Source organism: Paracoccus sp. SY, assembly GCF_002901215.1.
GTDB lineage: Bacteria > Pseudomonadota > Alphaproteobacteria > Rhodobacterales > Rhodobacteraceae > Paracoccus > Paracoccus acridae.
In genome coordinates this window covers 54,507-78,058 of sequence record NZ_NWMQ01000015.1, presented here as the reverse complement: position 1 = coordinate 78,058, position 23,552 = coordinate 54,507, and the positions used below count along the sequence as shown (strand labels likewise).

Annotated in this window: 22 protein-coding genes; 10 read left to right on the top strand and 12 right to left on the bottom strand. The window is 67.3% G+C overall.

Features of this window, described 5'->3' with window-relative positions:
• Window positions 1-171 precede the first annotated feature (171 nt).
• The gene (gene rpsU / locus CK944_RS13010; RefSeq protein WP_103173489.1) at window positions 172-378 is read right to left on the bottom strand and encodes a 30S ribosomal protein S21; all 207 of its coding nucleotides are present in this window, start codon (window positions 376-378) and stop codon (window positions 172-174) included.
• A 93-nt stretch (window positions 379-471) separates the two neighbouring features.
• On the opposite strand from rpsU, the gene CK944_RS13005 reads away from it, so the two are divergent.
• Together CK944_RS13005 and CK944_RS13000 are read left to right on the top strand one after the other, a co-directional pair.
• A complete protein-coding gene (locus CK944_RS13005; RefSeq protein WP_103173488.1) occupies window positions 472-1,128 on the top strand; it encodes a COQ9 family protein in 657 nt (218 codons plus the stop codon).
• Between the two features lie 14 nt (window positions 1,129-1,142).
• Window positions 1,143-2,138 (top strand): NAD(P)H-quinone oxidoreductase, encoded by a 996-nt coding sequence (locus CK944_RS13000; protein WP_103173487.1) that lies wholly within the window; start codon window positions 1,143-1,145, stop codon window positions 2,136-2,138.
• 235 nt (window positions 2,139-2,373) lie between these two features.
• Here CK944_RS13000 and CK944_RS12995 read toward each other — a convergent pair whose 3' ends face one another.
• Window positions 2,374-3,009, bottom strand: a complete 636-nt coding sequence (locus CK944_RS12995; RefSeq protein ID WP_103173486.1) for a ribonuclease T2 — start codon at window positions 3,007-3,009, stop codon at window positions 2,374-2,376.
• A 183-nt stretch (window positions 3,010-3,192) separates the two neighbouring features.
• On the opposite strand from CK944_RS12995, the gene CK944_RS12990 reads away from it, so the two are divergent.
• Complete coding sequence (locus tag CK944_RS12990) at window positions 3,193-3,939, top strand: DUF1013 domain-containing protein (RefSeq protein WP_103173485.1); 747 nt, start codon at window positions 3,193-3,195, stop codon at window positions 3,937-3,939.
• Between the two features lie 73 nt (window positions 3,940-4,012).
• Here CK944_RS12990 and CK944_RS12985 read toward each other — a convergent pair whose 3' ends face one another.
• The 3 genes from CK944_RS12985 to CK944_RS12975 all read right to left on the bottom strand — a co-directional run bounded on the left by CK944_RS12985 (window position 4,013) and on the right by CK944_RS12975 (window position 7,060).
• Complete coding sequence (locus tag CK944_RS12985; protein ID WP_103173484.1) at window positions 4,013-4,270, bottom strand: GlsB/YeaQ/YmgE family stress response membrane protein; 258 nt, start codon at window positions 4,268-4,270, stop codon at window positions 4,013-4,015.
• Window positions 4,271-4,381: 111 nt separating this feature from the next.
• Window positions 4,382-5,854 (bottom strand): NAD-dependent succinate-semialdehyde dehydrogenase, encoded by a 1,473-nt coding sequence (locus CK944_RS12980; protein ID WP_103173483.1) that lies wholly within the window; start codon window positions 5,852-5,854, stop codon window positions 4,382-4,384.
• Between the two features lie 216 nt (window positions 5,855-6,070).
• The gene (locus tag CK944_RS12975) at window positions 6,071-7,060 is read right to left on the bottom strand and encodes a P1 family peptidase (protein WP_103173482.1); all 990 of its coding nucleotides are present in this window, start codon (window positions 7,058-7,060) and stop codon (window positions 6,071-6,073) included.
• A gap of 106 nt (window positions 7,061-7,166) precedes the next feature.
• Between CK944_RS12975 and smpB the strand changes: the two genes are divergently transcribed.
• The 3 genes from smpB (at window position 7,167) to CK944_RS12960 (ending at window position 9,736) form a co-directional block, all read left to right on the top strand.
• Window positions 7,167-7,637, top strand: a complete 471-nt coding sequence (gene smpB / locus CK944_RS12970) for an SsrA-binding protein SmpB (protein ID WP_103173481.1) — start codon at window positions 7,167-7,169, stop codon at window positions 7,635-7,637.
• Between the two features lie 62 nt (window positions 7,638-7,699).
• Window positions 7,700-8,554, top strand: a complete 855-nt coding sequence (sseA, locus tag CK944_RS12965) for a 3-mercaptopyruvate sulfurtransferase (protein ID WP_103173480.1) — start codon at window positions 7,700-7,702, stop codon at window positions 8,552-8,554.
• Window positions 8,555-9,736: an amino acid aminotransferase gene (locus CK944_RS12960; protein WP_103173479.1), complete on the top strand. Its 1,182-nt coding sequence runs from the start codon at window positions 8,555-8,557 to the stop codon at window positions 9,734-9,736.
• Window positions 9,737-9,745: 9 nt separating this feature from the next.
• Here CK944_RS12960 and CK944_RS12955 read toward each other — a convergent pair whose 3' ends face one another.
• On the bottom strand, window positions 9,746-11,914 hold the full coding sequence (locus CK944_RS12955) for a ComEC/Rec2 family competence protein (RefSeq protein ID WP_239986063.1): 2,169 nt from the start codon (window positions 11,912-11,914) through the stop codon (window positions 9,746-9,748).
• 98 nt (window positions 11,915-12,012) lie between these two features.
• Between CK944_RS12955 and gltX the strand changes: the two genes are divergently transcribed.
• The 3 genes from gltX to CK944_RS12940 all read left to right on the top strand — a co-directional run bounded on the left by gltX (window position 12,013) and on the right by CK944_RS12940 (window position 15,528).
• Window positions 12,013-13,419, top strand: a complete 1,407-nt coding sequence (gltX, locus tag CK944_RS12950; protein ID WP_103173478.1) for a glutamate--tRNA ligase — start codon at window positions 12,013-12,015, stop codon at window positions 13,417-13,419.
• Window positions 13,420-13,496: 77 nt separating this feature from the next.
• Window positions 13,497-14,789: a citrate synthase gene (gene gltA, locus CK944_RS12945; RefSeq protein WP_103173477.1), complete on the top strand. Its 1,293-nt coding sequence runs from the start codon at window positions 13,497-13,499 to the stop codon at window positions 14,787-14,789.
• 88 nt (window positions 14,790-14,877) lie between these two features.
• The gene (locus CK944_RS12940) at window positions 14,878-15,528 is read left to right on the top strand and encodes an SDR family oxidoreductase (RefSeq protein WP_103173476.1); all 651 of its coding nucleotides are present in this window, start codon (window positions 14,878-14,880) and stop codon (window positions 15,526-15,528) included.
• A gap of 57 nt (window positions 15,529-15,585) precedes the next feature.
• On the opposite strand, the gene CK944_RS12935 is transcribed toward CK944_RS12940, so the two are convergent.
• From CK944_RS12935 to CK944_RS12915, 5 genes are all read right to left on the bottom strand, one after another.
• Complete coding sequence (locus tag CK944_RS12935; protein ID WP_103173475.1) at window positions 15,586-17,397, bottom strand: aminopeptidase P family protein; 1,812 nt, start codon at window positions 17,395-17,397, stop codon at window positions 15,586-15,588.
• Entirely contained in the window at window positions 17,394-18,086 is a 693-nt protein-coding gene (locus CK944_RS12930; protein ID WP_103173474.1) for a metal-dependent hydrolase, read from the bottom strand. Before CK944_RS12930 ends, CK944_RS12935 begins: the two co-directional genes overlap by 4 nt.
• Window positions 18,087-18,150: 64 nt before the next feature.
• Window positions 18,151-19,887: a single-stranded-DNA-specific exonuclease RecJ gene (gene recJ / locus CK944_RS12925; RefSeq protein WP_103173473.1), complete on the bottom strand. Its 1,737-nt coding sequence runs from the start codon at window positions 19,885-19,887 to the stop codon at window positions 18,151-18,153.
• 46 nt (window positions 19,888-19,933) lie between these two features.
• Window positions 19,934-20,899, bottom strand: coding sequence for a class II fructose-bisphosphatase (gene glpX, locus CK944_RS12920; RefSeq protein ID WP_103173497.1), 966 nt, complete (start codon window positions 20,897-20,899; stop codon window positions 19,934-19,936).
• 78 nt (window positions 20,900-20,977) lie between these two features.
• Window positions 20,978-21,229 carry a BolA family transcriptional regulator gene (locus tag CK944_RS12915; RefSeq protein WP_103173472.1) on the bottom strand — a complete coding sequence of 84 codons (252 nt, stop codon included), beginning with the start codon at window positions 21,227-21,229 and terminating at the stop codon, window positions 20,978-20,980.
• Between the two features lie 67 nt (window positions 21,230-21,296).
• Here CK944_RS12915 and CK944_RS12910 point away from each other — a divergent pair, with 67 nt between their 5' ends.
• Complete coding sequence (locus CK944_RS12910) at window positions 21,297-21,923, top strand: J domain-containing protein (protein ID WP_103173471.1); 627 nt, start codon at window positions 21,297-21,299, stop codon at window positions 21,921-21,923.
• 66 nt (window positions 21,924-21,989) lie between these two features.
• On the opposite strand, the gene lnt is transcribed toward CK944_RS12910, so the two are convergent.
• Window positions 21,990-23,462 (bottom strand): apolipoprotein N-acyltransferase, encoded by a 1,473-nt coding sequence (gene lnt, locus CK944_RS12905; protein ID WP_103173470.1) that lies wholly within the window; start codon window positions 23,460-23,462, stop codon window positions 21,990-21,992.
• Between the last annotated feature and the right edge of the window lie 90 nt (window positions 23,463-23,552).

Below are 23,552 nucleotides of genomic sequence, written 5' to 3'. Positions count from 1 at the left end.
TCAAAAATCGAGGTGCCCCAAAGAAGATCATAAAAACGTCACACAAGTTGATTGTTGAGGCAACTTCCTTTTGGTCGTGGATCGGCCAAACGCAAACCCCCGCGGCTTTCGCCACGGGGGTTTGTCATGAAACGCTGTCGCGTCGTCTTGCAGTGCGCCTGGGCGCGACCCTTAAAGGGCGCCTTCGCGCTGGGCCTTTTTCCGGGCCAGCTTGCGGGCGCGGCGCACGGCCTCGGCCTGCTCACGGGCTTTCTTGACGGACGGTTTCTCGAAATGCTGCCGAAGCTTCATTTCGCGGAACACGCCCTCGCGCTGAAGTTTCTTCTTCAGGGCACGAAGCGCCTGTTCGACGTTGTTGTCGCGAACGTTGACCTGCATGTGGTTGTCACCACCTTCCTAGGTTAGAGTTGCAAAGATTGCAGGATGCGCCCCCCTATCAAAGCCGGGCGCCCTTGTCCAGAGAGGCCGCCCATGACCCGAACCGACCGCGACGCCCTTCTTGACGCCGCCCTGGCGCATGTCCCCTTCGAGGGGATGAACGACCGCGCCCTGATGGCGGGCGCCCGCGACCTGAACATGTCGCCCGACCTGGCGCGTGTGCATTTCCCGCAAGGGGGCGCGGGCCTTGCCGCCGCCTATCACCGCCGGGCGGATGCGATGCTGCGCGACAGCCTGTCGCAGACCCCGCCGGGCGGGCGTTTCCGCGACCGCGTGGCCGAGGCGATCTGGCGCCGCCTGATGCTGGCCGATGCGGAACTGGTGCGCGCGGGCGCGGCCACCCTGTCCCTGCCGCAGAATGCCGCGCTGGCGGCCCGGCTGGTCTGGGAAACGGCGGATGTGATCTGGACCGGGCTTGGCGACACGTCGCGCGACGTGAACTGGTATTCGAAACGTGCCACCCTGTCGGCGGTCATCAGCGCCACGGTGCTGTTCTGGCTGGGGGACGATTCACCCGACCATGCGGAAACCCGCGGCTTTATCGACCGCCGCATCGACGGGGTGATGCGGTTCGAATCGGCGAAATCGACCTTGCGCAAGCTGCCGGGTGCGGAAACGTTGGCGCGGATGGCCTTTGGCTGGATCCGCGCGCCCGGACCGCGCGACTTGCCCGGCCGCACCCGTCCCTGACGCAAGGAGTAGGAATGTTTCCCGATGCCATGAACGCGGTCGAGATCGCCGCGCCCGGTAATGCCGACGCGCTGCGGCTGACCAGCCGCCCGGTTCCGGTGCCGCGCCACGACCAGATCCTGATCCGCGTGGCCTATGCCGGCGTGAACAGGCCCGACGTGCTTCAACGCCAGGGCAGCTATGCCCCGCCGCCCGACGCCTCCGACCTGCCGGGGCTGGAAGCCTCGGGCGAGATCGTGGGCATGGGCGCGGGCGTCACCCGCTGGAAAAAGGGAGAGCAGGTCTGCGCGCTGTTGCCGGGGGGCGGTTACGCGGAATATGTGGCCTGCCATGCCGATCACGCGTTGCGCATCCCCTATGGCCTGGGCCTGCGCGAAGGGGCCTGCCTGCCGGAAACCGCCTTCACCGTCTGGTCGAATGTCGTCACGCGCGGCGGGCTGACGGGGGGCGAACGCTTCCTGGTCCATGGCGGCAGTTCCGGCATCGGCATGATGGCGATCCAGATCGCCCGCGCCTTGGGCGCCCGCGTCTTCGCCACCGCCGGCAGCGACGAGAAATGCGCGGCCATCGCTGCCCTGGGCGCCCATCCGATCAATTACCGGACCGAGGATTTCACCAAGGTCATGGCGGCCGAGGACGGGGCGGACCTGATCCTCGACATGGTGGGGGGCAGCTATATCCCCAGGAACATCAAGGCCCTGGCCCTCGACGGGCGTCTGGTGATGATCGCCTTCCTGGAGGGGCCCAAGGTGGAACTGAACTTCGCGCAGATCATGGCCAAGCGCCTGACCGTCACCGGATCGACGCTGCGCCCGCAATCGGATGCTGCCAAGGCCGAGATCGCCGAAGCCCTGCGCAAGCGGTTGTGGCCGCTGATATCGGCGGGAACGGTCAAGGTCAGGATCGACAGCGAATTCGACCTGAAGGACGCGGCCGAGGCGCATCGGCGGATGGAAAGCAGCCAGCATATCGGCAAGATCGTCCTGAAAGTGGCGGGCGATGGTGCCTGAGGCGCGGGCAGAAGCCTCCGGCGGGGATATTTGAAGCACAGAAGATGGAACAGGCACACAGGCCTTGCGGGCACCCGTCCCCAAGGCCTGTGGCATCTCCTGTGGCGGTCATCGGCGTCCCCGCCTGTACCGCACGACCAGCTAACACGGCAGATCTTAAGAAACGCTGAACACGCGCCATCTCTTGTGCAAAAATATCCCGGGGGAGTCCGAAGGACGGGGGCAGCGCCCCCTTTTACCGCACCCCTTCCATCAGCACCCGTGCCCGGGAACAGTCGCGCCGCACGTCCGGCGCGCAGTCCCGCGGCGTCAGGTCGCGGGTCAGGCAAATGCGGATTTCCTGCAGTGCCTCGGCCTTGCAGGTGACGGTGACGGCTGAAGGACTCAGGTCGGGATTGGCCTCGATGAAGGCGTTCTCGACCACCGTGGGCGGAAGGGTGATGTCACGGGGCAGGCCGTCGAACGGCCGGGGGATTTCCACGCTTTCGGCGGCCTGCCGCAGGGTCGAAAGGTATTCTGCCGCCGACAGGCCCGAGCAGCGGCCATGTTTTCGCCATTGGTAAAGGGCCAGCCCCGGCGCCATCAGATCGCCCATGGCCTGCACCTCTCGCCGCGAGGGGTCGCGTTCCGGTGTGTCGCAATATTCCGGCCATCCCCGTTCGTATTGGGGCCAAAGCCCATGGACCGTGAAGTCTAGGCCGCTGCCCTTGTCGCATTCCCGGGCCCCCTGTTCATCGCCCGTGGCCCGGCACCAGCCCGGCTGCCAACTGAGCGCCAGGACATAGTAATCGAAATCGCCCGCCACCCCATCGGCGGGGGCGGGGACCGGCCACAGGGCCAGCAGAAGCGGGATCAGGAATGCGGCCTTCATGGCGACACCATGCCCTGCACGACGACTGGCGTCCATCTGACAACGCGAATCCTCTTTTCCCCGCGCGCCGGAATCGCTATATGACCCGACAATTCCCCCCGAAAACGAGGAATGGCACCCGCCAAAAGCCGTTTTTCCGGCCTGAAGCCTGCTGTTCGGGGCAGACACACGAAGGAGATGGACATGAGCAAGCCTTTGATGGCCAAGGCGACCGCCGTCTGGCTGGTGGACAATACCACGCTGAGCTTCAAGCAGATCGGCGATTTCTGCGGATTGCACGAACTGGAAGTGCAGGGCATCGCCGACGGCGACGTGGCCGCAGGCGTCAAGGGCTATGACCCGGTCGCCTCGCACCAGCTTGACCCCGAGGAAATCCGCAAGGGCGAGGCCAGCCCCACCTACAAGCTGCGCCTGAAGCACAACCCGGCTGCCGAAGGCGAGGAAAAGCGCCGTGGGCCGCGCTATACGCCGCTGTCCAAGCGCCAGGACCGGCCGAACGCGATCCTGTGGCTGGTGAAGTTCCATCCCGAACTGCCGGACGCGGCCATCGCCAAGCTGGTGGGGACGACGAAGCCCACGATCGCCTCGATCCGCGAACGGACCCACTGGAACATCCAGAACATGCAGCCGATCGACCCGGTCGCCCTGGGCCTGTGCCGCCAGACCGAACTGGACGCCGCCGTCCAGAAGGCCGCCAAGAAGGCCGCCGCCACCGGCGAGGTGATGAGCGACGACGAACGCCGCAAGCTGGTCAGCACCGAGACCTCGCTCTCGATGAGCGACGAGCCGCGCCTGCCGTCTTCGATCGCGGGGCTTGAGAATTTCTCGCTGACGCGGGACGAGGACAAGGCGCCCGAGCGCGATCTGGACGCCGACAGCTTCTTCAACCTGCCCGACGCGGATGAAGACGAGGACGACGAGGGTCGCTGATCCTTCCCGGTGACGATCATGAAAAAGGGCCGGTGCGTCGATGCGCACCGGCCCTTTTCCGTTCAGGGGGCAATCAGGTCCGGCCGCGCACCAGGCGGACCAGCCAGATCAGGATGCAGGCGCCGATCACGGCGACGACCAACTGCCCCAAGACACTGCCTTCGGCGCTGGAGCCGAGGATCAGGTCGAAGATGAAGTTACCGATCAGGGCACCGATGATGCCGACGACGATGTTCATCAGCAGGCCCATGTTCGACTTCATGATCTTCTCGGCGATCCAGCCTGCGATGGCACCCAGGATGATTGCGAGAAGCCAGCCGATACCTTCCATGACGTGTTCCCTTTCATGTTGGCGACGTGACCCGCAAAGGCCGGGTCTTGCGGGATCAATGCGCCAGGGCCGCGCCGCGTTCCCGCAAGGGTCGGAGATTGTTGCGGTTTGTCACAGCGACAGGCAGATGTATTTCAGCTCCAGATAGTCCTCGATGCCATGGCGGCTGCCCTCGCGGCCCAGTCCCGACTGCTTGACGCCGCCGAAGGGCGCCACCTCGGTCGAGATGATGCCGGTGTTCACGCCGACGATGCCGTATTCCAGGGCTTCCTGGACGCGGGTGATGCGGCCGATGTCGCGGGCATAGAAATAGGACGCCAGGCCGAAGATCGTGTCGTTGGCTTTCTGGACGACCTCCTCCTCGGTCTCGAACCGGAACAGGGGGGCCAGGGGACCGAAGGTTTCCTCGGTCGCGACCTTCATGCGGTCGGTGACGCCGGTGACGACCGTGGGCTTGAAGAACAACCCCTCCATCCGTTCGCCCCCGGTGACGACCTGGCCGCCGCCGTCCAGCACGTCGCGGATATGTTCCTCGACCTTTTCCACGGCGTCCTGGTTGATCAGGGGGCCGGTCGTCACGCCGTCCTCCAGCCCGTCGCCCACGCGCAGCTTGTCCACCGCCGCCGCAAGCTTTTGCGCGAAGGCGTCATAAACGCCGGCCTGGACATAGATGCGGTTGGCGCAAACGCAGGTCTGGCCGTTGTTGCGGAACTTCGATGCCATCGCGCCTTCCACCGCCGCGTCCAGGTCGGCGTCGTCGAAGACGATGAAGGGCGCGTTGCCGCCCAGTTCCATGCTGCATTTCATCACCTGGTCGGCGGCCTGACGCAGCAGGATCCGCCCCACCTCGGTCGAGCCGGTGAAGGTCAGCTTGCGCACCAGCGGGTTCTCGCAGAACTCTTTGCCGATATCGGAGGACCGCGATGAGGTGACGACCGACAGGATCCCCTTGGGCAGGCCCGCGCGTTCGCCCAGCACCGCCATGGCAAGGGCCGACAGCGGGGTTTCCGCCGCCGGGCGGGCGACGAAGCCGCAGCCCACGGCCAAGGCCGGCGCGACCTTGCGGGCGATCATCGCGTTGGGGAAGTTCCAGGGCGTGATGCTGCCCACCACGCCGATCGGCTGGCGCAGCACGGTCAGGCGCTTGTCGGGCATGTGGCCGGGGATGGTTTCGCCATAAACGCGCTTGGCTTCCTCGCCGAACCATTCGATGAAGCTGGCGCCATAGGCGATCTCGCCCTTGGCCTCGGGGAAGGGCTTGCCCATCTCGGCGGTCAGGATGCGGGCCAGGTCGTCCTGGTTCTGCATCATCAGGTCGAACCACTTGCGCATCACGCCCGCGCGGTCCTTGGCGGTGCGGGCGGCCCAGCCCTTCATCGCCTCGGCCGCCGCCTCGATGGCGCGGGCGGCGTCCTGGCGGTCCATGTCGGCCACCTTGGCAATGACATCGCCGCGGGCGGGGTTGACGACGTCGAAGGTGGCGCCGTCCCGCGCATCGACCCATTCGCCCGCGACGAAGGCGCGGGTTTCCAGCAGCGACGGATCGCGCAGCAGGGTCTTCAGGTCGGTTGAATGTTTGGTCATGGCTGGCTCCGTATCGGTTGCCCAAGATCAGCACGTGGGCATGGTGATGTCAAAGCAGGGGCGGCGCAACGCGTGGCATCGAAAAAAAATCGCGCCAAGGGCGAAACCCGTGAACCATTTGCGCCCGGCCGCGTTGGAACGGTATCGCTAAGCCTTCCCTCTTGGCGACCCTCTCTCTGATCTGGGACGGTGCGCCGGTCGCGCACCGTCCCTTTCTCATGCCCGAAGATTGCTCCAGCAGGGTTGCAGGTCGCCGGGCGCAGGGGTAGCGGCGTGCACGCCCCGCGCAATCGCCCGCGACAGGCATGTGGCCGCGGCATGCCCCAGCAGGAAGGGATCGGCAACGGGATCGGCCAAGGGCCTGGCACCGGTCGAGACGGCAAAGACCAGATCCCCGTCGAAAGGGGTATGGCTGGGCACAAGCGCGCGGGCCATGCCGTCATGCGCGGCGATCGCCAGCCGCTGCAGCCCCGCCTTGTCCAGGGCCGCGTCGGTGGCGACGATGGCGATCGTGGTCGCCTCGCCCAGGCGTTTCACCGGCGCAGGTTCATCCGTGGCGGGAAATGCCGGCGGCAGGCCAAGGCCGCCATATTCGCCGTCCAGTTCCCAGGGCGCGGCCCAGAAGTTTCGCGTGCCCCCCACCGTCGCCTGCCCAAGCGCATTGACCACCACAAGCGCGCCCACCGTCGCCCCGTTCGACAGCCGGGCCGAGGCGGACCCCAGCCCACCCTTCAGGTTGCCCGTGCTGGCCCCGGTTCCCGCCCCCGCCGTGCCGATGGCGAAATCCGCCGCCGCCTTGGCAAGGGCCTCCTGGCCAAGCGCCGGATAGGGATTCTCGGCCCAGTCCTTGTCGCCGCCATTCAGCAGGTCGAAGACGATCGCGCCCGGCACGATGGGCACCCGTGCCGAATCCACGGCAAAGCCCCGCCCCGCAGCAGCCAGGCCCGCCATCACCCCGTCGCAGGCGGCAAGCCCGAAGGCCGACCCGCCCGACAGCACAAGCGCATCGACCTGGGACACCAGCTTGTCCGGCGCCAGCAGGTCGGTTTCGCGGGTGCCTGGCGCGCCGCCCATCACATGGACCGCTGCCGCGAAGGGCGCATCGGCGGTCAGCACGGTGACGCCTGATTTCAGGCGCGGATCGGCGGCATTGCCGACGCGCAGGCCGGGAATGTCGGTGACAAGGTTGCGCGGGGCAGGGGTCATGGCGGTCCTTTCGCTTGCCAACAGTGGTAAGGCGGTCGCCCGACGGGGGGCAACGGCGATTTCCCGACCTTTACACGCCCCCTGCCGCTGCCTATCTATCGCCGTCATGGCCCAGGATCCCGACAAGAACTACAAGATCATCGCCGAGAACCGGCGGGCGCGCTTTGATTACTTCATCGAAAGCGATCTCGAGGTCGGCATCGTCCTGACCGGGTCCGAGGTGAAGTCCCTGCGCACCGGCCAGTCCAACATCGCCGAAAGCTATGCCTCGGTCGAGGACGGAGAGCTTTGGCTGATCAACGGCTATATCGCTGCCTACAAGCAGGCCGGGGTCTTCGGGCACGAGGAACGCCGCAAGCGCAAGCTGCTGGTCAGCCGCAAGGAACTGGCGCGGCTGTGGCAGGCCGTCGGGCGCGAGGGGATGACGCTGATCCCGCTGGTGATGTATTTCAACCACCGCGGCATCGTGAAGCTGAAGATCGGCGTCGCCAAGGGCAAGAAGAACCACGACAAGCGCGAAACGGACGCCAAGCGCGACTGGAACCGCCAGAAGCAGCGGCTGCTGAAGCAGGGCTGACAAGGCATTGCAAGGGGGACCGGCCCCCTGTAGATCAGGCCCGCACCAAGGCGGAGGGGGCCATGCAGGACGATCCGAAAACGCTGGTCTCGACCGAATGGCTGGCGGCGCATCTGAACGATCCCGACCTGCGCATCCTGGATGCAAGCTGGCACATGCCGGCCACGGGCCGCGATGCGCGGGCCGAATATGACGCGGCCCATATTCCGGCTGCGCGGTTCTTCGACATCGACGCGATCAGCGACAAGCGCAGCGCCCTGCCCCACATGGCCCCGCCGGTCGAGATGTTCATTTCCCGGATGCGGGCGATGGGTGTGGGCGACGGGCATCAGGTGGTGGTCTATGACAATTCCGACGTGCGCAGCGCCGCGCGGGTCTGGTGGACCTTCCGCCTGATGGGCAAGATCGATGTCGCCGTGCTGGATGGCGGTTTCGCCAAGTGGCAGGCCGAGGGCCGCCCGGTCGAGGACATGGCCCCGATCCTGCGCGACCGCCACATCACCGTGCAGCGCCAGGCGGGGCTGGTCCGCGACGTGACCCAGGTGGCCCTGGCCAGCAAGCTTGCCGACCATCAGATCGTCGATGCCCGCGCGCCCGAACGGTTCCGCGGCGAGGCGCCAGAGCCGCGCCCCGGCCTGCGGTCCGGCCATGTTCCCGGCGCGAAGAACGTCCCCTTCGGTCGGCTGCTGAACGCGGACGGCACCATGAAGGCGCCCGATGTCCTGCGCGCCGAGTTCGAAACCGCCGGCGTCGATCTGAAACAGCCCGTCATCACCAGTTGCGGCAGCGGCATCACCGCCGCCGTGCTGTCGCTGGCGCTGGAACGGATCGGGCACCGCAACCACTCGCTTTACGACGGAAGCTGGACCGAATGGGGCAGCTTCCCGGACCTGCCCATCGCAACCGGAGACGCCTGAATGCTGTCGAACCTGAAACCCCAAGCCCCCGATTCGATCCTGAAGCTGATCGAGGAGTTCAAGGCCGATACCCGGCAGGGCAAGATCGACCTGGGCGTCGGCGTCTACAAGGACCCCCAGGGGGTGACGCCGGTCATGCGGGCGGTCAAGGCGGCGGAACAGCGGATCTGGGAAACGCAGACCACCAAGGCCTATACCGGCCTGGCGGGCGAACCCGAATACCGCAATGCCATGGCCCGGATGGTGCTGAAGGACGTGCCGGGCGACCGGCTGGCGTCCCTTGCGACCGTCGGCGGCACCGGCGCGATCCGGCAGGCGCTGGAACTGGCGCGGCTCGCCAATCCGGGGGTAACGGTCTATGTGTCCAACCCGACCTGGCCCAATCACCTGTCGATCATGAAGTTCATGGGCGTCCCCTTCGTCGAATACCGCTATTTCGACGCGGAAACACGGGGCGTCGATTTCGACGGGCTGAAGGCCGACATCGCCAAGGCGGGCAAGGGTGACATCGTGCTGCTGCACGGCTGCTGCCACAACCCGACCGGCGCGAACCTGTCCATGGAACAATGGGACGAAGTCGCGGCGATCCTGGAAAAATCCGGCGCGATCCCGCTGATCGACTTGGCCTATCAGGGCTTCGGCGACGGGCTGGAGGAAGACGCGGCCGCCACCCGCATGATCGCGCAGCGCTTGCCCGAGGTGCTGATTGCGGCGTCCTGTTCCAAGAACTTCGGCATCTATCGCGAACGCACCGGCATCCTGTTCGCTCTGGCGGAAAACACCGCGGCGCGCGATCTGGCCCAGGGGTCGATGGCCTTCCTGAACCGGCAGAACTATTCCTTCCCGCCGGACCATGGCGCGCGGATCGTCAGCACCATCCTGACCGACGATGCGCTGCGCGCCGACTGGGCAGCCGAGCTTGAGGAAGTCCGCAACACCATGCTGGGCCTGCGGTCGCAACTGGCATCCGAACTGCGCGATCTGTCGGGCAGCGACCGCTTCGATTTCATCGGCCAGCACCGGGGCATGTTCTCGCGTCTGGGGGCCACGCCGGAGCAGGTGGCAAAGCTGAAATCGGACGCGGCGATCTACATGGTGGGGGATTCGCGGCTGAACATCGCGGGGTTGAACCAGCATACCGTGCCGGTCCTGGCCCGCGCGATCATCGACGCGGGCATCTGAGGCCCGGCGTCAGCCCGGATTGCGCAGCATCTGGTTCACGCCGCGTAGGACGGGGCCTTGGTCGCCCATTTCGACCGTCACGGCGCCCGTGATCCGCAGGCGCCCCAGGTCCAGCATCACGCAGGGCCAGTCGGCGCGCGTGGGAAGCTTTTCCGACAGGACCACGATCCGTTTCGCCTGGCAGGCGGCTGGCGCGCGGTCGGCCGCACCCTTTCCGGTGAAGTGCCAGATTTCCCAACCCTGCGGCAGCGCGGCCATCCGGTCGCGCTTGTCGCCCTGCCAGGCAGGGCGGGCGGCGGATTCCTCCTGCGTGGCCATGTCGCCGTCTTCCTGCAGCCAGGTGCTGACCACGAAGGCCCCGCCCAAGGGCTTGGACACCGCACGGCCCGTCATGGTCATCAGCCCCACCGCCTCGCCCTCGGGCGCGATCAGAACCAAGGGGCGGCTGGCCGTCAGCCAGATCGCGGTGGATGCCGCGAGCATCGCGATGCCTGCAAGAAAGCCACAGCCCAGCAGGCCGGGCCGCCGCGCGGTCGGGCCTTCGCGCCAACACAGCACCGCGAGCGTCGCCCCGAAGCACATCAGCGGAATCACCGGCGCGGGCGGCAGCGGCAGGGCCGTCACCGCACCGCCCAGGCCCGCCACCCAGTCCGCCACCCACAGCATCCAGCGGGTGCCCAGGCCCATGACCCACAGCGCCGGCCCTGCCAGGCCCACCGGGGCCAGCAGCGCGCCGATTACGCCGGCAGGCATCACCAGGGCGCCCATGACCGGGACGACCAGCAGGTTCGCCAGCAGGCCGTATTGCGCCATCCTGTTGAAATGCGCCGCAGCCAGGGGCGAGGTTGCGATGGATGCCACCAGTGACGACACGATCAGCATCGCCACCGGCCGCAGCCAGAAGGGCACATGCGGCGAAATGCGCGACCACGGCCCGGCGGACAGGATCAGCGCGACGGTGGCCGCAAAGCTCATCTGGAAGCCGGGATGGGTTACGGCCTCGGGCGAATAGATCAAGATGATGGTCGCGGCCAGGGCGATGGTGCGCAGGGAAATGGCGCGCCGGTCGGCCATGATCGCCAGCAGCATCACCGCAACCATGACAAAGGCGCGTTCCGTGGCGACGCCACCGCCCGACAGCCACAGATAGGCGGCCGACGCCAGCAGAGCGCCCATCGCCGCGATCTTGTGGACCGCCTGCGGCAGGGGCGCGCCCAGGCCCTGCGCCAGCACCAGGGCCATGCGCAGCGCGGTATAGACGAAGCCCGCCAGCATGGACATGTGCAGGCCGGAAATCGAGATGATGTGGTACAGGTTCGAGGCCCGCATGACCTCGTTCGTGGCTTCCTCAATCCCGGACCGGTCGCCGGTCATCAGGGCCGATGCGACCGCGCCTTCCTGCCCGCCGATGCCGTCCTGAATGGCCCGGCTGATCGCCAGGCGGGCACGGTGCATGGCCCACATGCCCCCCTCGGCCGGTTCGACCGTCAGGATGGGGGTGCGGGTATATCCTACGGCGCCCAGGCTTTCGAACCAGGCAAGCCAGCGGAAATCGAAGCTGCCGGGGGATGCCGGGGCAGGGGGCGGGCCAAGATGGCCGGTCAGCATGACCCGCTGGCCCAGGGGCGGCAGCGGGTCGGTCTGGTCCATCAGCGACAGCCGCACCTTGTCGGGGGTGCGGTCGGGCGCGGTGTCGCGCAGCACCACGCGGTCCAGCGTGATGCGGATCCGGTCGCGGGCCGAACGGTCGATTTCGACCAGCCGCCCCTCGACCGGGCCGTAATAACGCCATTCCATGATCGGGGCGGCGACCATGGCGGATCGCAACCCGATCAGGCCGAAGCCCGCGATGACCAGCAGCGCCGCCGCGGTGCCGATCCGCAGCCCGTCGGCCAAGGCCCAGCCGATGCGCCCCCGTTCGGCCCAGGGCAGGGCAAGCCGTCCCCCGGCAAATGCCAGAGCGGCCAGACATCCCAGGGTGAACCATGTTCCGCGACCGGGCGCGGCGGGCAGGGCGAACCACAGCGCGATCCCGGCGGCCAGGCAGACCGGGACCCAGGCGAACAGCCCGGCGCGCAACGTGGCCCCCATGCGCGCAGGCCGCACGGTCGCGTGCCGCGAGGCCGCCCGCGTGCCCGAAAAGCCCGGCAGCGCCGTCATGTCGCCCTGGGCGGCCATTCTTGTCCTTTCGCACTGGCTTCTCTATTCCTGCGGCAACGATGGCATGGACAGCTTACCAAAGCGTTAATGCCCGCACCGACCCGAGGAAGGCCGCCATGTCCGACACACCCGCAGACCGCCCCGTCGTCACCCGTTTTGCCCCTTCGCCGACCGGCTATCTGCATATCGGCGGCGCGCGGACGGCGCTGTTCAACTGGCTTTACGCGCGGGGCCGGGGCGGCAAGTTCCTGCTGCGGATCGAGGATACCGACCGCGCCCGGTCCACGCCCGAGGCGACCGAGGCGATCCTGAAGGGCCTGGCCTGGCTGGGCCTGGACTGGGACGGCGAACCGGTCAGCCAGTTCCAGCGCAAGGATCGCCATGCCGAGGTGGCCCGGCAGATGCTGGCGGCGGGCACCGCCTACAAATGCTTCTCGACCCCCGAGGAGATCGCCCAGTGGCGCGAGGCGAACCCGCGCCAGTCCTTCCAGAGCCCCTGGCGCGACGCGACGGACCTGCCGGATGCGCCCCATGCCATCCGCCTGCGCGCACCCCGCGACGGGGAAACGGTGATCGAGGACGCGGTGCAGGGCACGGTCCGCGTAGGCAACGACCAACTGGACGACATGATCATCCTGCGCAGCGATGGAACGCCCACCTATATGCTGGCGGTGGTGGTGGATGACCACGACATGGGCGTGACCCATGTGATCCGGGGTGACGATCACCTGACCAACACCTTCCGCCAGGTCCAGATCTTCGATGCGATGGGTTGGCCGCGCCCGGTCTTTGCCCATATCCCGCTGATCCATGGCGAGGACGGCAAGAAGCTGTCCAAGCGTCACGGCGCCGTGGGCCTGCACGAATTCGCGGCCCTGGGTTATCCTCCGGCGGCGATGCGCAACTATCTGGCCCGCCTGGGCTGGAGCCATGGCGATGACGAGCTGTTCGACGACGCCCAGGCGCGGGAATGGTTCGACCTGTCCGGGATCAACCGCGCGCCGGCCCGGCTGGATTTCAAGAAGCTGGAACATGTCAGCGGCCATCATATCGGCACCATGGCGGACGACGACCTGCTGTTGGTTCTGGATCAATTCCTGGCCGACACGGACGCCGCGCCCCTGACCCCGCAACAGCGGAACCGGATCACGGCGGCGTTGCCGGCCCTGAAGGAAAAGGCCAGGACCCTGCCGCAACTGCTGGATCAGGCCCGCTTCGCCCTGATCGATCGGCCCGTGGAACCGGATGAAAAAGCATCAAAGTCTCTGGATTCGGTATCCCGTGGTATGCTGTCCGCGTTGACTGCCGCAGTGCAGCATGTTAGCTGGACCCGAGACGAACTGGAGCAGGCGGCCAAGCAGGTTGCCGAGGAGAACGGCGTGGGCCTGGGCAAGCTTGCGGCACCCTTGCGGGCAGCCTTGGCTGGCCGCACGACGACCCCCAGTGTGTTTGACATGATGACGGCGCTAGGCCGCGAGGAATCGCTGGCCCGGTTGCAGGACCAGACGGATTTGGCAGGCTGAAGGCCTGCCCTTACATGCCAGGGTCGTCCCCCGTTCAATCGAAGGTCGGCCCGGCCCAGCCGGAAAGGACGCCTTGGATGGCCGACGCGACGAACGCCACACTCAAGATCAACGACTCCGAATACGAGCTTCCGATCCTTCGCCCGACGCAGGGGCCGGATGTCCTGGACATCCGCAAGCTGTATGGGCAGGCGGACGTGTTCACCTATGACCCCGGCTTCACCTCGACCGCAAGCTGCGATTCGACCATCACCTTCATCGATGGCGACAAGGGCGAGTTGTGGTATCGCGGCTATCCGATCGAGCAGTTGGCGGCCCAGTCCCATTATCTGGAGGTCTGCTATCTGCTGCTGTACGGCGAACTGCCGACGGCCGAGCAGATGGTGGATTTCGAACGTCGCGTGACCCGTCACACGATGGTTCACGAACAGATGCACAACTTCTTCCGGGGCTTCCGCCGCGACGCGCATCCCATGGCGACCATGGTGGGCGTAATCGGCGCGATGTCGGCCTTCTATCACGATTCGACCGACATCAACGATCCCTGGCAGCGCGAGGTCGCGGCGATCCGGCTGATCGCCAAGGTGCCCACCATCGCGGCCATGGCCTATAAATACTCGATCGGCCAGCCTTTCGTGTATCCGCAGAACGAACTGGATTACGCCAGCAACTTCCTGCACATGTGCTTCTCGGTCCCGGCCGAGAAATATCATGTCGATCCGGCCCTGGCCCGCGCCATGGACCGCATCTTCACCCTGCACGCCGATCACGAACAGAATGCCTCGACCTCGACCGTGCGTCTGGCCGGGTCGTCGGGGGCCAATCCCTTTGCCTGCATCGCGGCCGGCATCGCCTGCCTGTGGGGCCCGGCCCATGGCGGCGCGAACCAGGCCTGCCTGGAGATGCTGCGCGAGATCGGCACAGTGGACCGCATCCCGGAATACATCGCCAGGGCGAAGGACAAGTCCGATCCCTTCAAGCTGATGGGCTTCGGCCACCGGGTCTACAAGAACTTCGACCCGCGCGCGAAGGTCATGAAGGAATCGGCCGACGAGGTGCTGGAGCTTCTGGGCATCCACGACAACCCCACGCTGCAGGTCGCCAAGGAATTGGAAAAGATCGCGCTCGAGGACGAGTACTTCATCGAGAAGAAGCTTTATCCCAACGTCGATTTCTATTCGGGCATCATCCTAGAGGCGATGGGCTTCCCCACCTCGATGTTCACGCCGATCTTCGCGCTGTCGCGCACGGTGGGCTGGGTCGCGCAGTGGAAGGAAATGATCGCCGATCCGCAGGCCAAGATCGGCCGCCCGCGCCAGTTGTACGTGGGCGAGGGCAAGCGCGACTATATCGAGGTCGGCGCGCGCTGATCGGTCGCAGCTTCGCAGGGGCCCCTTCGGGGGCCCTTTTGCATGGCGGGTCTTGCGAAGGCGCGGGGCCGGTGGCAAGGGATCGGCCATGACAGAGACACAGAAAATCGCATTGGTGACGGGCGCTTCGCGCGGCCTTGGCGCGGCCCTGGCCGAGGATCTGGCCGGGCGCGGCTATCACGTCCTGGCGGTGGCCCGGACGGTGGGCGCGCTGGAGGAACTGGACGACCGCATCCGCCGCGCGGGCGGCAGCGCGACGCTTGCGCCCATGGACGTGGCCGAGGCGCCGGCGATGCAGCAGTTGGCGGAAGCCGTGCTGGGCCGCTGGGGCGGGTTGGATCTGTGGGCCCATGCGGCGGTCCACGCGGCGCCCCTGGCCCCTGCGCCGCATGTGGATGGCAAGGACTGGGCGAAATCGGTTCTGGTCAACATGGACGTGACGCGCGGGCTGATCGCCTTGCTGGAACCTTTGTTGCGCGCGCGGCAAGGGACGGCGCTGTTCTTCGACGATCCCCGTGCGGGACAGAAGTTCTTTGGCGCTTACGGCGCGACCAAGGCTGGCCAGATCGCGCTTGCCCGCAGCTGGCAGGCCGAAGCCGCATCCGTCGGCCCGCGCGTGGTCATTGCGGAACCCGCACCGATGCCCACCGCCGTCCGCGCGCGGTTCTTTCCGGGCGAGGATCGGGGGGCGCTGACGCCTTGCCGGGACGAGGCGGCGCGGATCCTGGACGCATTATGATTTGCGTCCCGCGGTGGCCGGGGGGCTCTTCGCCCCCCGGACCCCCAGAGGATATTGTCACACAGAAGATGAGCCAAGCGGCCGAGTTGCCCGGTCCAGCCAAGCGCGGTCCTGCGTGTCCAGATGCGGCGACAGCGCGTCACGCACCTGGGCGTGATAGGCGTCGAGCCAGGCGATCTCGTCCCGTGACAGCGCCGCAAGGTCGATCAGCCTTGTGTCGATGGGGCACAGGGTCAGGGTCTCGAAGCCCAGCATGGTGCGGCCCGGCTCGGCTTCGGCCGGGGTGACGACGATCAGGTTCTCGATGCGGATGCCGAAGGCGCCTTCGCGGTAATAGCCCGGCTCGTTGGACAGGATCATGCCTTCTTCCAAGGGCAGGGTGCTGACGCGGCTGATGCGCACCGGGCCTTCGTGGACGCACAGCGCCGCGCCGACGCCGTGACCGGTGCCGTGGTCGTAATCCTGGCCCTGCGACCACAGGTATTGCCGCGCCAAGGCGTCGATATGGGCACCCGCCACGCCCTGCGGAAAGCGCGCACGGCTGATGGCGATCATGCCGCGCAGCACGGCGGTATAGGGCGCCACGACATCGGGCAGGGGATCGCCCAAGGGCAGGGTGCGGGTGATGTCGGTGGTGCCGTCGGGATATTGCCCGCCCGAATCGATCAGGAGGACTTCGCCTGCCGCCAGTCGGCGGTTGGTGGCGCGGGTGACGCGGTAATGGGGAAGGGCGGCGTTCGGTCCCGCCCCGCAGATCGTGTCGAAGCTGATGTCGGTGATGCCCGCATCCCGGCGCAAGGTTTCCAGTTTCTCGACCACGGCGATTTCGGTCAGGTCGGCCGGTTCCTGGGTATCCAGCCAGGCCAGCAGCCGCACCATCGCCACCCCGTCGCGCAGATGGGCGGCGCGCATCCCGTCCAGTTCGGCCGCGTTCTTGCGGGCCTTGGGCAGGACCGCCGGGTCGGACGCGCGGGCGACCTGGGTGTTCGCGCTTTCCAGCAGGCGGAAGGCGGCCTCGGGGGCCGAGGCGGGGTCGATGCGGACCGGACCTTCCAGGTCCAGAAGCGCCGGCGACAGCCCTTCGGGGTGCAGGATCGCGACCTGGTTGCCCAGATGGGCGCGCAGGGCATCGTCGAACTTGGCGGGATCCGCGAACAGCGCCAGATGGCCGTCATCCGACAGGACGGCGAAGGATTGCACGATCGGGTTCTTGGGAACGTCGCTGCCCCGGATGTTCAGCAGCCACGAGATCGAGTCCGGCAGGGTCAGCAGGGCGGCGGCCTGGCCGTCCTCGCGCAGTTGCGCGGCCAGGCGGGCGCGCTTTTCGGCGGCCGTCTCGCCTGCCACGGCATCGTCATGGGCGCGCGCCCGACCCACCGGCGGGGCAGGTCGGTCGGTCCAGCTCGCATCCAGCGGATTGTGATCCACCGCGATCAGCCCGATGCCACTGTCGGCAAGCGCCTTTTCCAGCGTCTCGATTTCCTGGCGGGTGTGCAGCCAGGGGTCGAAGCCCAGGCGCCCGCCGGCGGGCAGGGCCGCGCGCAGCCAGTCCGAGGGCTTGGTTTCGGGCCAAGGCACCGGCGTGAAGTGGTGGGGGTCCACCTGCGCCTTGACCTGCACGCGATAGCGTCCGTCGATGAAGACGCCTGCCCGGTCGGCGGTGACGATGGCAAAGCCCGCGCTGCCGGTGAAGCCGGTCAGCCATGCCAGCCGCGCATCGGCATCGGCCACATATTCGCCTTGGTGCGCATCCGCGCGGGGCACGATAAAGCCGTCCAGCCCATCCGCCGCAAGCCGCGCGCGCAATTGGGCCAGTCGTGCCGGGTGATCCGCATCGCCCGCAGGGTCGTCGAATTTCTGAAAGCTCACAGCTCGATCGCCTTCATGATCTGGGGTTCGATCACGCGCACGCCCGGCAGGCCGTCGATCAGCTCTTGGGCGGATTGTTCCAGCAAGGGGAACGTCTTGTAATGGCAGGGGATCACGGTCTTGAAGTCGAAATACTTCCTGGCCGCCCAGGCCGCGCGCTTCATGTCCATGGTGAAGTGCCCGCCCGCGCACAGGATGCCGATGTCGGGCTGGTGGTATTCGCCCATCCAGGCCATGTCGGCCATGATGTCAGTATCGCCCGAGACATAGATCACATGCCCCTCGCCCGCGATCATGTAGCCCGATTCGTGCCCGGCATAGATCGGCCCGTCGGCCCCATTCAGCGAACTGGAATGGCTGGCGTTCACCATCGTCACCGACGCCCCGCCAAGATCGACCGTGCCGCCCTTGTTGAAGCCGATCCCTTCGATGTCGTGGTGCGTGGACCAGTGGCTGACCAGGTCATAGATGCCCGCGACGGGGATCTTCAGCTCCTTGGCGATGGCCAGCGTGTCGCCGGAATGATCGCCATGGCCGTGGGTCAGAAGGACATGGGTGGCGCCCTGGATCGCCTCGGCCCGGCGGTCCTCGGGGAAGACCGGATTGCCGGAAATCCAGGGGTCGATCAGGATCACGGCATCCTCGATTTCCAGGCGAAAGCCGGAATGTCCAAGCCAGGTCAGTTTCATCGCGGTTCCCTTTGCCAGTGTCGCGCGCAGGTTAGCGGCGGGTCCGGGCGGTGACCAGAGGGGGTCACACGGGGGCCGCATCCTCCAGCCGCAGGCGCAGCCGTTCGCGTCCGTTCCAGGTGGACAGATCCAGCTTGCCCGCCAGATGGAAGCGCCGCCCCCTTGCGCCGATCAGCGCGGGGCCAAGCGGGCCGTTCATGGCGCCCCATGCCACGGCTTCCAGCGCAGGGCCGCCGGCGCTGCGGAAGGACAAGCGCAGGTGATTGTCGCCCATGGTCGAGGCGCTGTCGATCAACTGGTCGGCAAAGGCGAAGCGCGGCGCGGGGGCAGCCTGCCCGAAGGGACCTGCGTCTTCCAGGCGGCGATACATCTGGGGCGTGGCCCCCGTGCATTCCATCAGGCCCGAGATGCGCAGATCGCGCGCGCCTGTCCGCTGCGCCAGATCGGCGGCGATCAGGTCGGACAGGCGGGCCATGGCCGCGGGGATCATCGCCTCGGCCACGGTCAGGCCGGCGGCCATCATGTGACCGCCGCCCTTGATGAGCAGGCCTTCGTCAGCCAGCCGGTGGATCGCCCGGCCCAGATCGACGCCCGGAACCGACCGGGCGCTGCCCTTGCCGATGCCGTTTTCCACGCCGATCACGACCGAGGGCAGGTCGGTGGCCTCTTTCACGCGCGCAGCCACGATGCCGACGACGCCGGGATGCCAGCCGGGGCCCGCCGCCCAGGACAGGCGGGCATCGCCACGGGCCTCGACCTGGGCCAGGGCTTCGTCGCGCACGGCGGCTTCGATGGCGCGGCGGTCGCGGTTCAGCATGTCCAGTTCGGCGGCCAGGCGCCCGGCCTCGCGCGGGTCGCGGCAGGACAGGCACAGCGCGCCCAGATCGGCGCGGCCCACGCGGCCGCCTGCATTGATGCGCGGCCCCAGCAGGAAGCCCAGGTGAAAGGCGCTTGGCGGGCCGTCAAGACGCGCCACGTCGGACAGCGCCACAAGGCCGGGCCGCTGCCTGCGGGCCATGATCGCCAGACCTTGCCGGACAAAGGCACGGTTGACGCCGACCAGCGGCGCCACATCGGCCACGGTCGCCAGGGCCACCAGATCCAGCATCGCCATCAGGTCGGGTTCCGGCCGGCCCTGCGCGCGCAAGACGCGGCCCGCCTGAACCAGCGTCAGGAAGACCACGCCTGCCGCGCAAAGGTGGCCCAGCGAACCGTCCTCGTCCGCGCGGTTCGGGTTCACGACCGCAAGCGCGGGGGGCAGCGTCTCTCCGCCAAGGTGGTGATCCAGCACAATGATGTCCGTGCCAGCCGCAGCGGCCAGGGCGTCATGGCTCAGCGTGCCGCAATCGACGCAGACGATGAGGTCGTGACTGGCCGCAAGGGCCGCCATCGCGGGCGCGTTCGGGCCATAGCCTTCGTCGATGCGGTCGGGGATATAGAGCGTCGCGTCACGCCCCTGGCCGCGCAGCCAGTCCAGCAGCAAGGCGGCCGAACTGCCCCCGTCGACGTCATAATCGGCAAAGATGGCGATGCGTTCGCCCTTGACGGCAGCCGCCACCAGCCGGTCCGCCGCAACCCCCATGTCGCGCAGGGACAGCGGGTCGGGCAACAGGTCGCGCAGGCGCGGCGTCAGGAAACCCTCGGCCCCTTCCGCCTCGACCCCGCGTTCGGCCAGGACGCGCGCGACCGCCAGGGGCAGGCCGGTGCGCTGGGCCAGACCCTCGGCCAGGCGATCCGCCGTCCCGTCCGGGCCGACCCATCGCCGATTGGTCAGCGATTGCTCGATTCCCAGAAACGTCACGGCAGCACCTTCTTCGTTGTCGAAATACCCTGGGGCGAAGCCCCTCTTACCTGATCGGGTTGCGATAGATCATCCGCCGCACCGATCCGGTCTTCGACCGCATCAGGATCGTCTCGGTCTGAAGATAGTTCGGCTCGCGCTTGACGCCCGCCACGATGGAGCCGTTCGTCACGCCGGTCGCCGCAAAGATCACGTCGCCCGTCACCAGTTCGTCGCGCGAATAGATGCGGTCCAGGTCGGTGATCCCGGCCTTGCGGGCGCGGCCCTTTTCGTCGTCGTTGCGGAACAACAGCTTGCCCCACATCTGCCCGCCCATGCATTTGAGCGCGGATGCCGCCAGCACGCCCTCGGGGGCGCCGCCCGATCCCATGTACATGTCGATGCCGGTCAACTCGGCCTCGGCGCAGTGGATCACGCCGGCCACGTCGCCGTCGGTGATCAGCCGGATCGCCGCGCCGGTGGACCGGACCTCGGCCACCAGATCCTCGTGACGGGGACGCTCCAGGATGCAGACGGTGATGTCGCTGTCCTCGACCCCACGCGCGCGCGCCAGGGCGCGCACGCGTTCGGACGGGGACATGTCCAGGCTGACCACGTCGGTCGGATAGCCCGGCCCGATGGCCAGCTTTTCCATGTACACGTCCGGCGCGTGCAGCAGGGTGCCGCGTTGCGCCATGGCGATCACGGTCAGGGCGTTCGGCATGTCCTTGGCGGTCAGCGTGGTGCCTTCAAGCGGATCCAGGGCAATGTCCACTTCGGGGCCTTCGCCGGTGCCGACTTCCTCGCCGATATAGAGCATCGGCGCCTCGTCGCGCTCACCCTCGCCGATGACCACGACGCCCTTGATGTCCAGCATGTTCAACTGGTCGCGCATGGCGTTGACGGCGGCCTGGTCGGCCGCCTTCTCGTCGCCGCGCCCGATCAGCCGGGCCGAGGCATGGGCCGCAGCCTCGCTGACGCGGGCCAAGCCCAGCGAAAGCATCCGGTCGTTGAAATCCTTGGGCGCGGTCATGTCCATCCCTCGTTGCGACAGCTTGGGACGGGTCTTACGCCCCGCCCGCCGCAGCGGCAAGCCTGTCGGCGCTAACGCCTAGGTCTCAGCCAGATCAAGCGCCAGGGCATGGATGCGCCCCACGATGTCGCCCAGGGTGCGGTGGACAAGGCGGTGCCGCTGCACCCGGCCCAGGCCCGCGAAGGCGGGGCTGGCCATGCGGATGCGAAAATGGGTCTGGCCGCCATCGCGGTATCCGGCATGGCCCCGATGGCTTTCGCTTTCGTCGATGACTTCGAGCCGGGTGGGGCCAAGCTCTGCAAGCCTTTCGCGCATTTCATCCGCAATCATCCGTCAAGACCTTTCATGTCGCGTCAAAAACCCTAAACTGCCGCCTCCGAGTCGCAAAGGTGCCCCAATGAGCAGGAACGACCCCTTCGGCTTCGACATCTCGGCCGCGAAGGACAAGAAACGCAAGAACAAGGGCCGTCGCGGCATGTCCGGCGCCTTCGAGACATCGACCCGCACCTGCGACAAGCAGGGCTGCGACGAGCCGGGGCAGTATCGGGCCCCCAAGAACCCCCGCAACCTCGATGACTATTTCTGGTTCTGCAAGGATCACGTCCGCGAATACAACGCGAACTGGAACTATTTCCAGGGCCAGTCCGAGGAGGAGTTCCAGCAGTTCATCGACAACGCGACCGTCTGGGAACGTCCGACCAAGCCCTTCGGCCGTGCCGCGCAGGAAGACAAATGGGCGCGACACGGCGTCAGCGACCCCTTGGAGATCCTGGGCGCCAACGGCACCGCGCCCGAGGCCCGCGCCAAGGCCAGCCGCAAGCTGCCGCCCACCGAACGCAAGGCCCTGGACATCCTGGAAGCCAAGGACAGTTGGACCCGCGCCGAGATCCGCAAGCAGTACAAGTCCCTGGTCAAGGATCTGCATCCCGACATGAACGGCGGCGACCGGTCCGACGAGGATCGCCTGGCCGAGGTCGTCTGGGCCTGGGACCAGGTCAAGGACAGCCGGTTCTTCAAGGATTGACCGGGCAGGGGGCTGCCGCCCCCGTCCTTCGGACTCCCCCGCGGGTATTTTGCAACGGAGAAGCGATCAGGCCGGCTTGCGGCGGACAAGCGCGGCTGCGAGCGCGAGAAGCGCGATCAGGACGGCAGGGGAGTTGCCCCATTTCATCCAGGGCGTTTCGGGCAGGGCGGCGGGCAGGGGCGCGTCGATCTTGCCCTGAACGCCCAAACCCAGCGACTGCCGGATGCGGCCATGCGGGTCGATGACCGCGCTGATGCCGGTATTGGCCGCACGGATCAGCGGCAGGCCGGATTCGATTGCGCGCAACCGGGCCTGGGCCAGATGCTGGTAGGGGCCGGAGAACTGGCCGAACCAGGCGTCGTTCGTGGCCTGCAACAGCCATTCGGGGCGTTGGCCAAGGCCCCGCAGATGTTGCGGAAAGATCGCCTCATAGCAGATCAGCGGCTGGAAATCGGGGGCACCGGGTGCCGACATGATCGCCGGGCCTTGGCCTGCGGAATAGCCGTTGCCCTGCTGCGTCGCAAAGGCGGTGATGCCGACTTGAGCCAGCGCGTCGCCCCAGGGGATGTATTCGCCGAACGGAACGAGGTGGAACTTGTCATAGACCTGGCCCACCGTCGCGTCCGGGTTCAGCGTAACCAGACTGTTGTAGAAGCGGCTGCCGTCACGCCGCTGGATGCCCATCACCAGCGGCGCGCCTGCCGCCTGGGCCATGGCGGGCAGAACCGGGCCTGCATCCTCCAGCAGGAAGTTCACGGCGGTTTCGGGCCAAATGACCAGATCGCGCGCGCCAGGTTCCGCCGACAGATCCAGCAGGCGCTGGAAGAACACCGCCGCCCATTTCGGGTCCCATTTCAGGTGCTGTTCCGCATTCGGCTGGACGATGCGGAGGATGGTTGGCCTGTCAGAGGGCAGGGGCTGCGCCAGCCGTGCCAGTCCCGCCCCCCACAAGCCGCCCGTCAGCGCCAGCGCCAAGGCCGTGGCCGGCAGCAGGCGCAGCAGCGAGGGAAGCACGGCAAGGGCCAGCGTGATCAGGCTGAGGCCGATGGCCCCCGTCCAGGCGGCGGTTTGGGCCACAGGCGTGTCGATCCAGACATGTCCTGTCAGAGACCAGGGCAGGCCGGTGAAGATCCAGCCGCGCAACCAGTCCGATAAGACCAGGGCCGAAGCAATGGCCAGGGCCCGGCGGGGAACACCGGTTGCAAGACGCGCGGCCAAGGCGGCGGGGACTGCCCAGAACAGCGCACCGCCCAAGGCCATCAGGACAAGCGCGAAAGGGGCCATCCAGCCATAGATCGCGGCCTCGACCAGAAAGGGCTCGACGATCCAGGCCATTGACAGGCCGAACCAGCCGACTCCGCCTGCCAGCAGGGGCCAGAAGGCGTTGCCTGGGCCTGCGGCGCGGCGCACCAGCAGCGCCAAGGCCAATGGGGTTGCGATCCAGATGCCAAAGGGTTGCAGGCCAAACGCCGCGATCAGGCCAAGCGCCAGGTCAACCCAAAGCCGCCGAAGCCGCCCTTGTGGCACCGGGACGCGCATCGGTGGCGGTCAGGCGTCCGCTTCGACGTTGGCCTGGGGTTCCGCGGCAGGCGCCTCGTCGGATTTCTTGCGACGGGTGCGCTTGGGCTT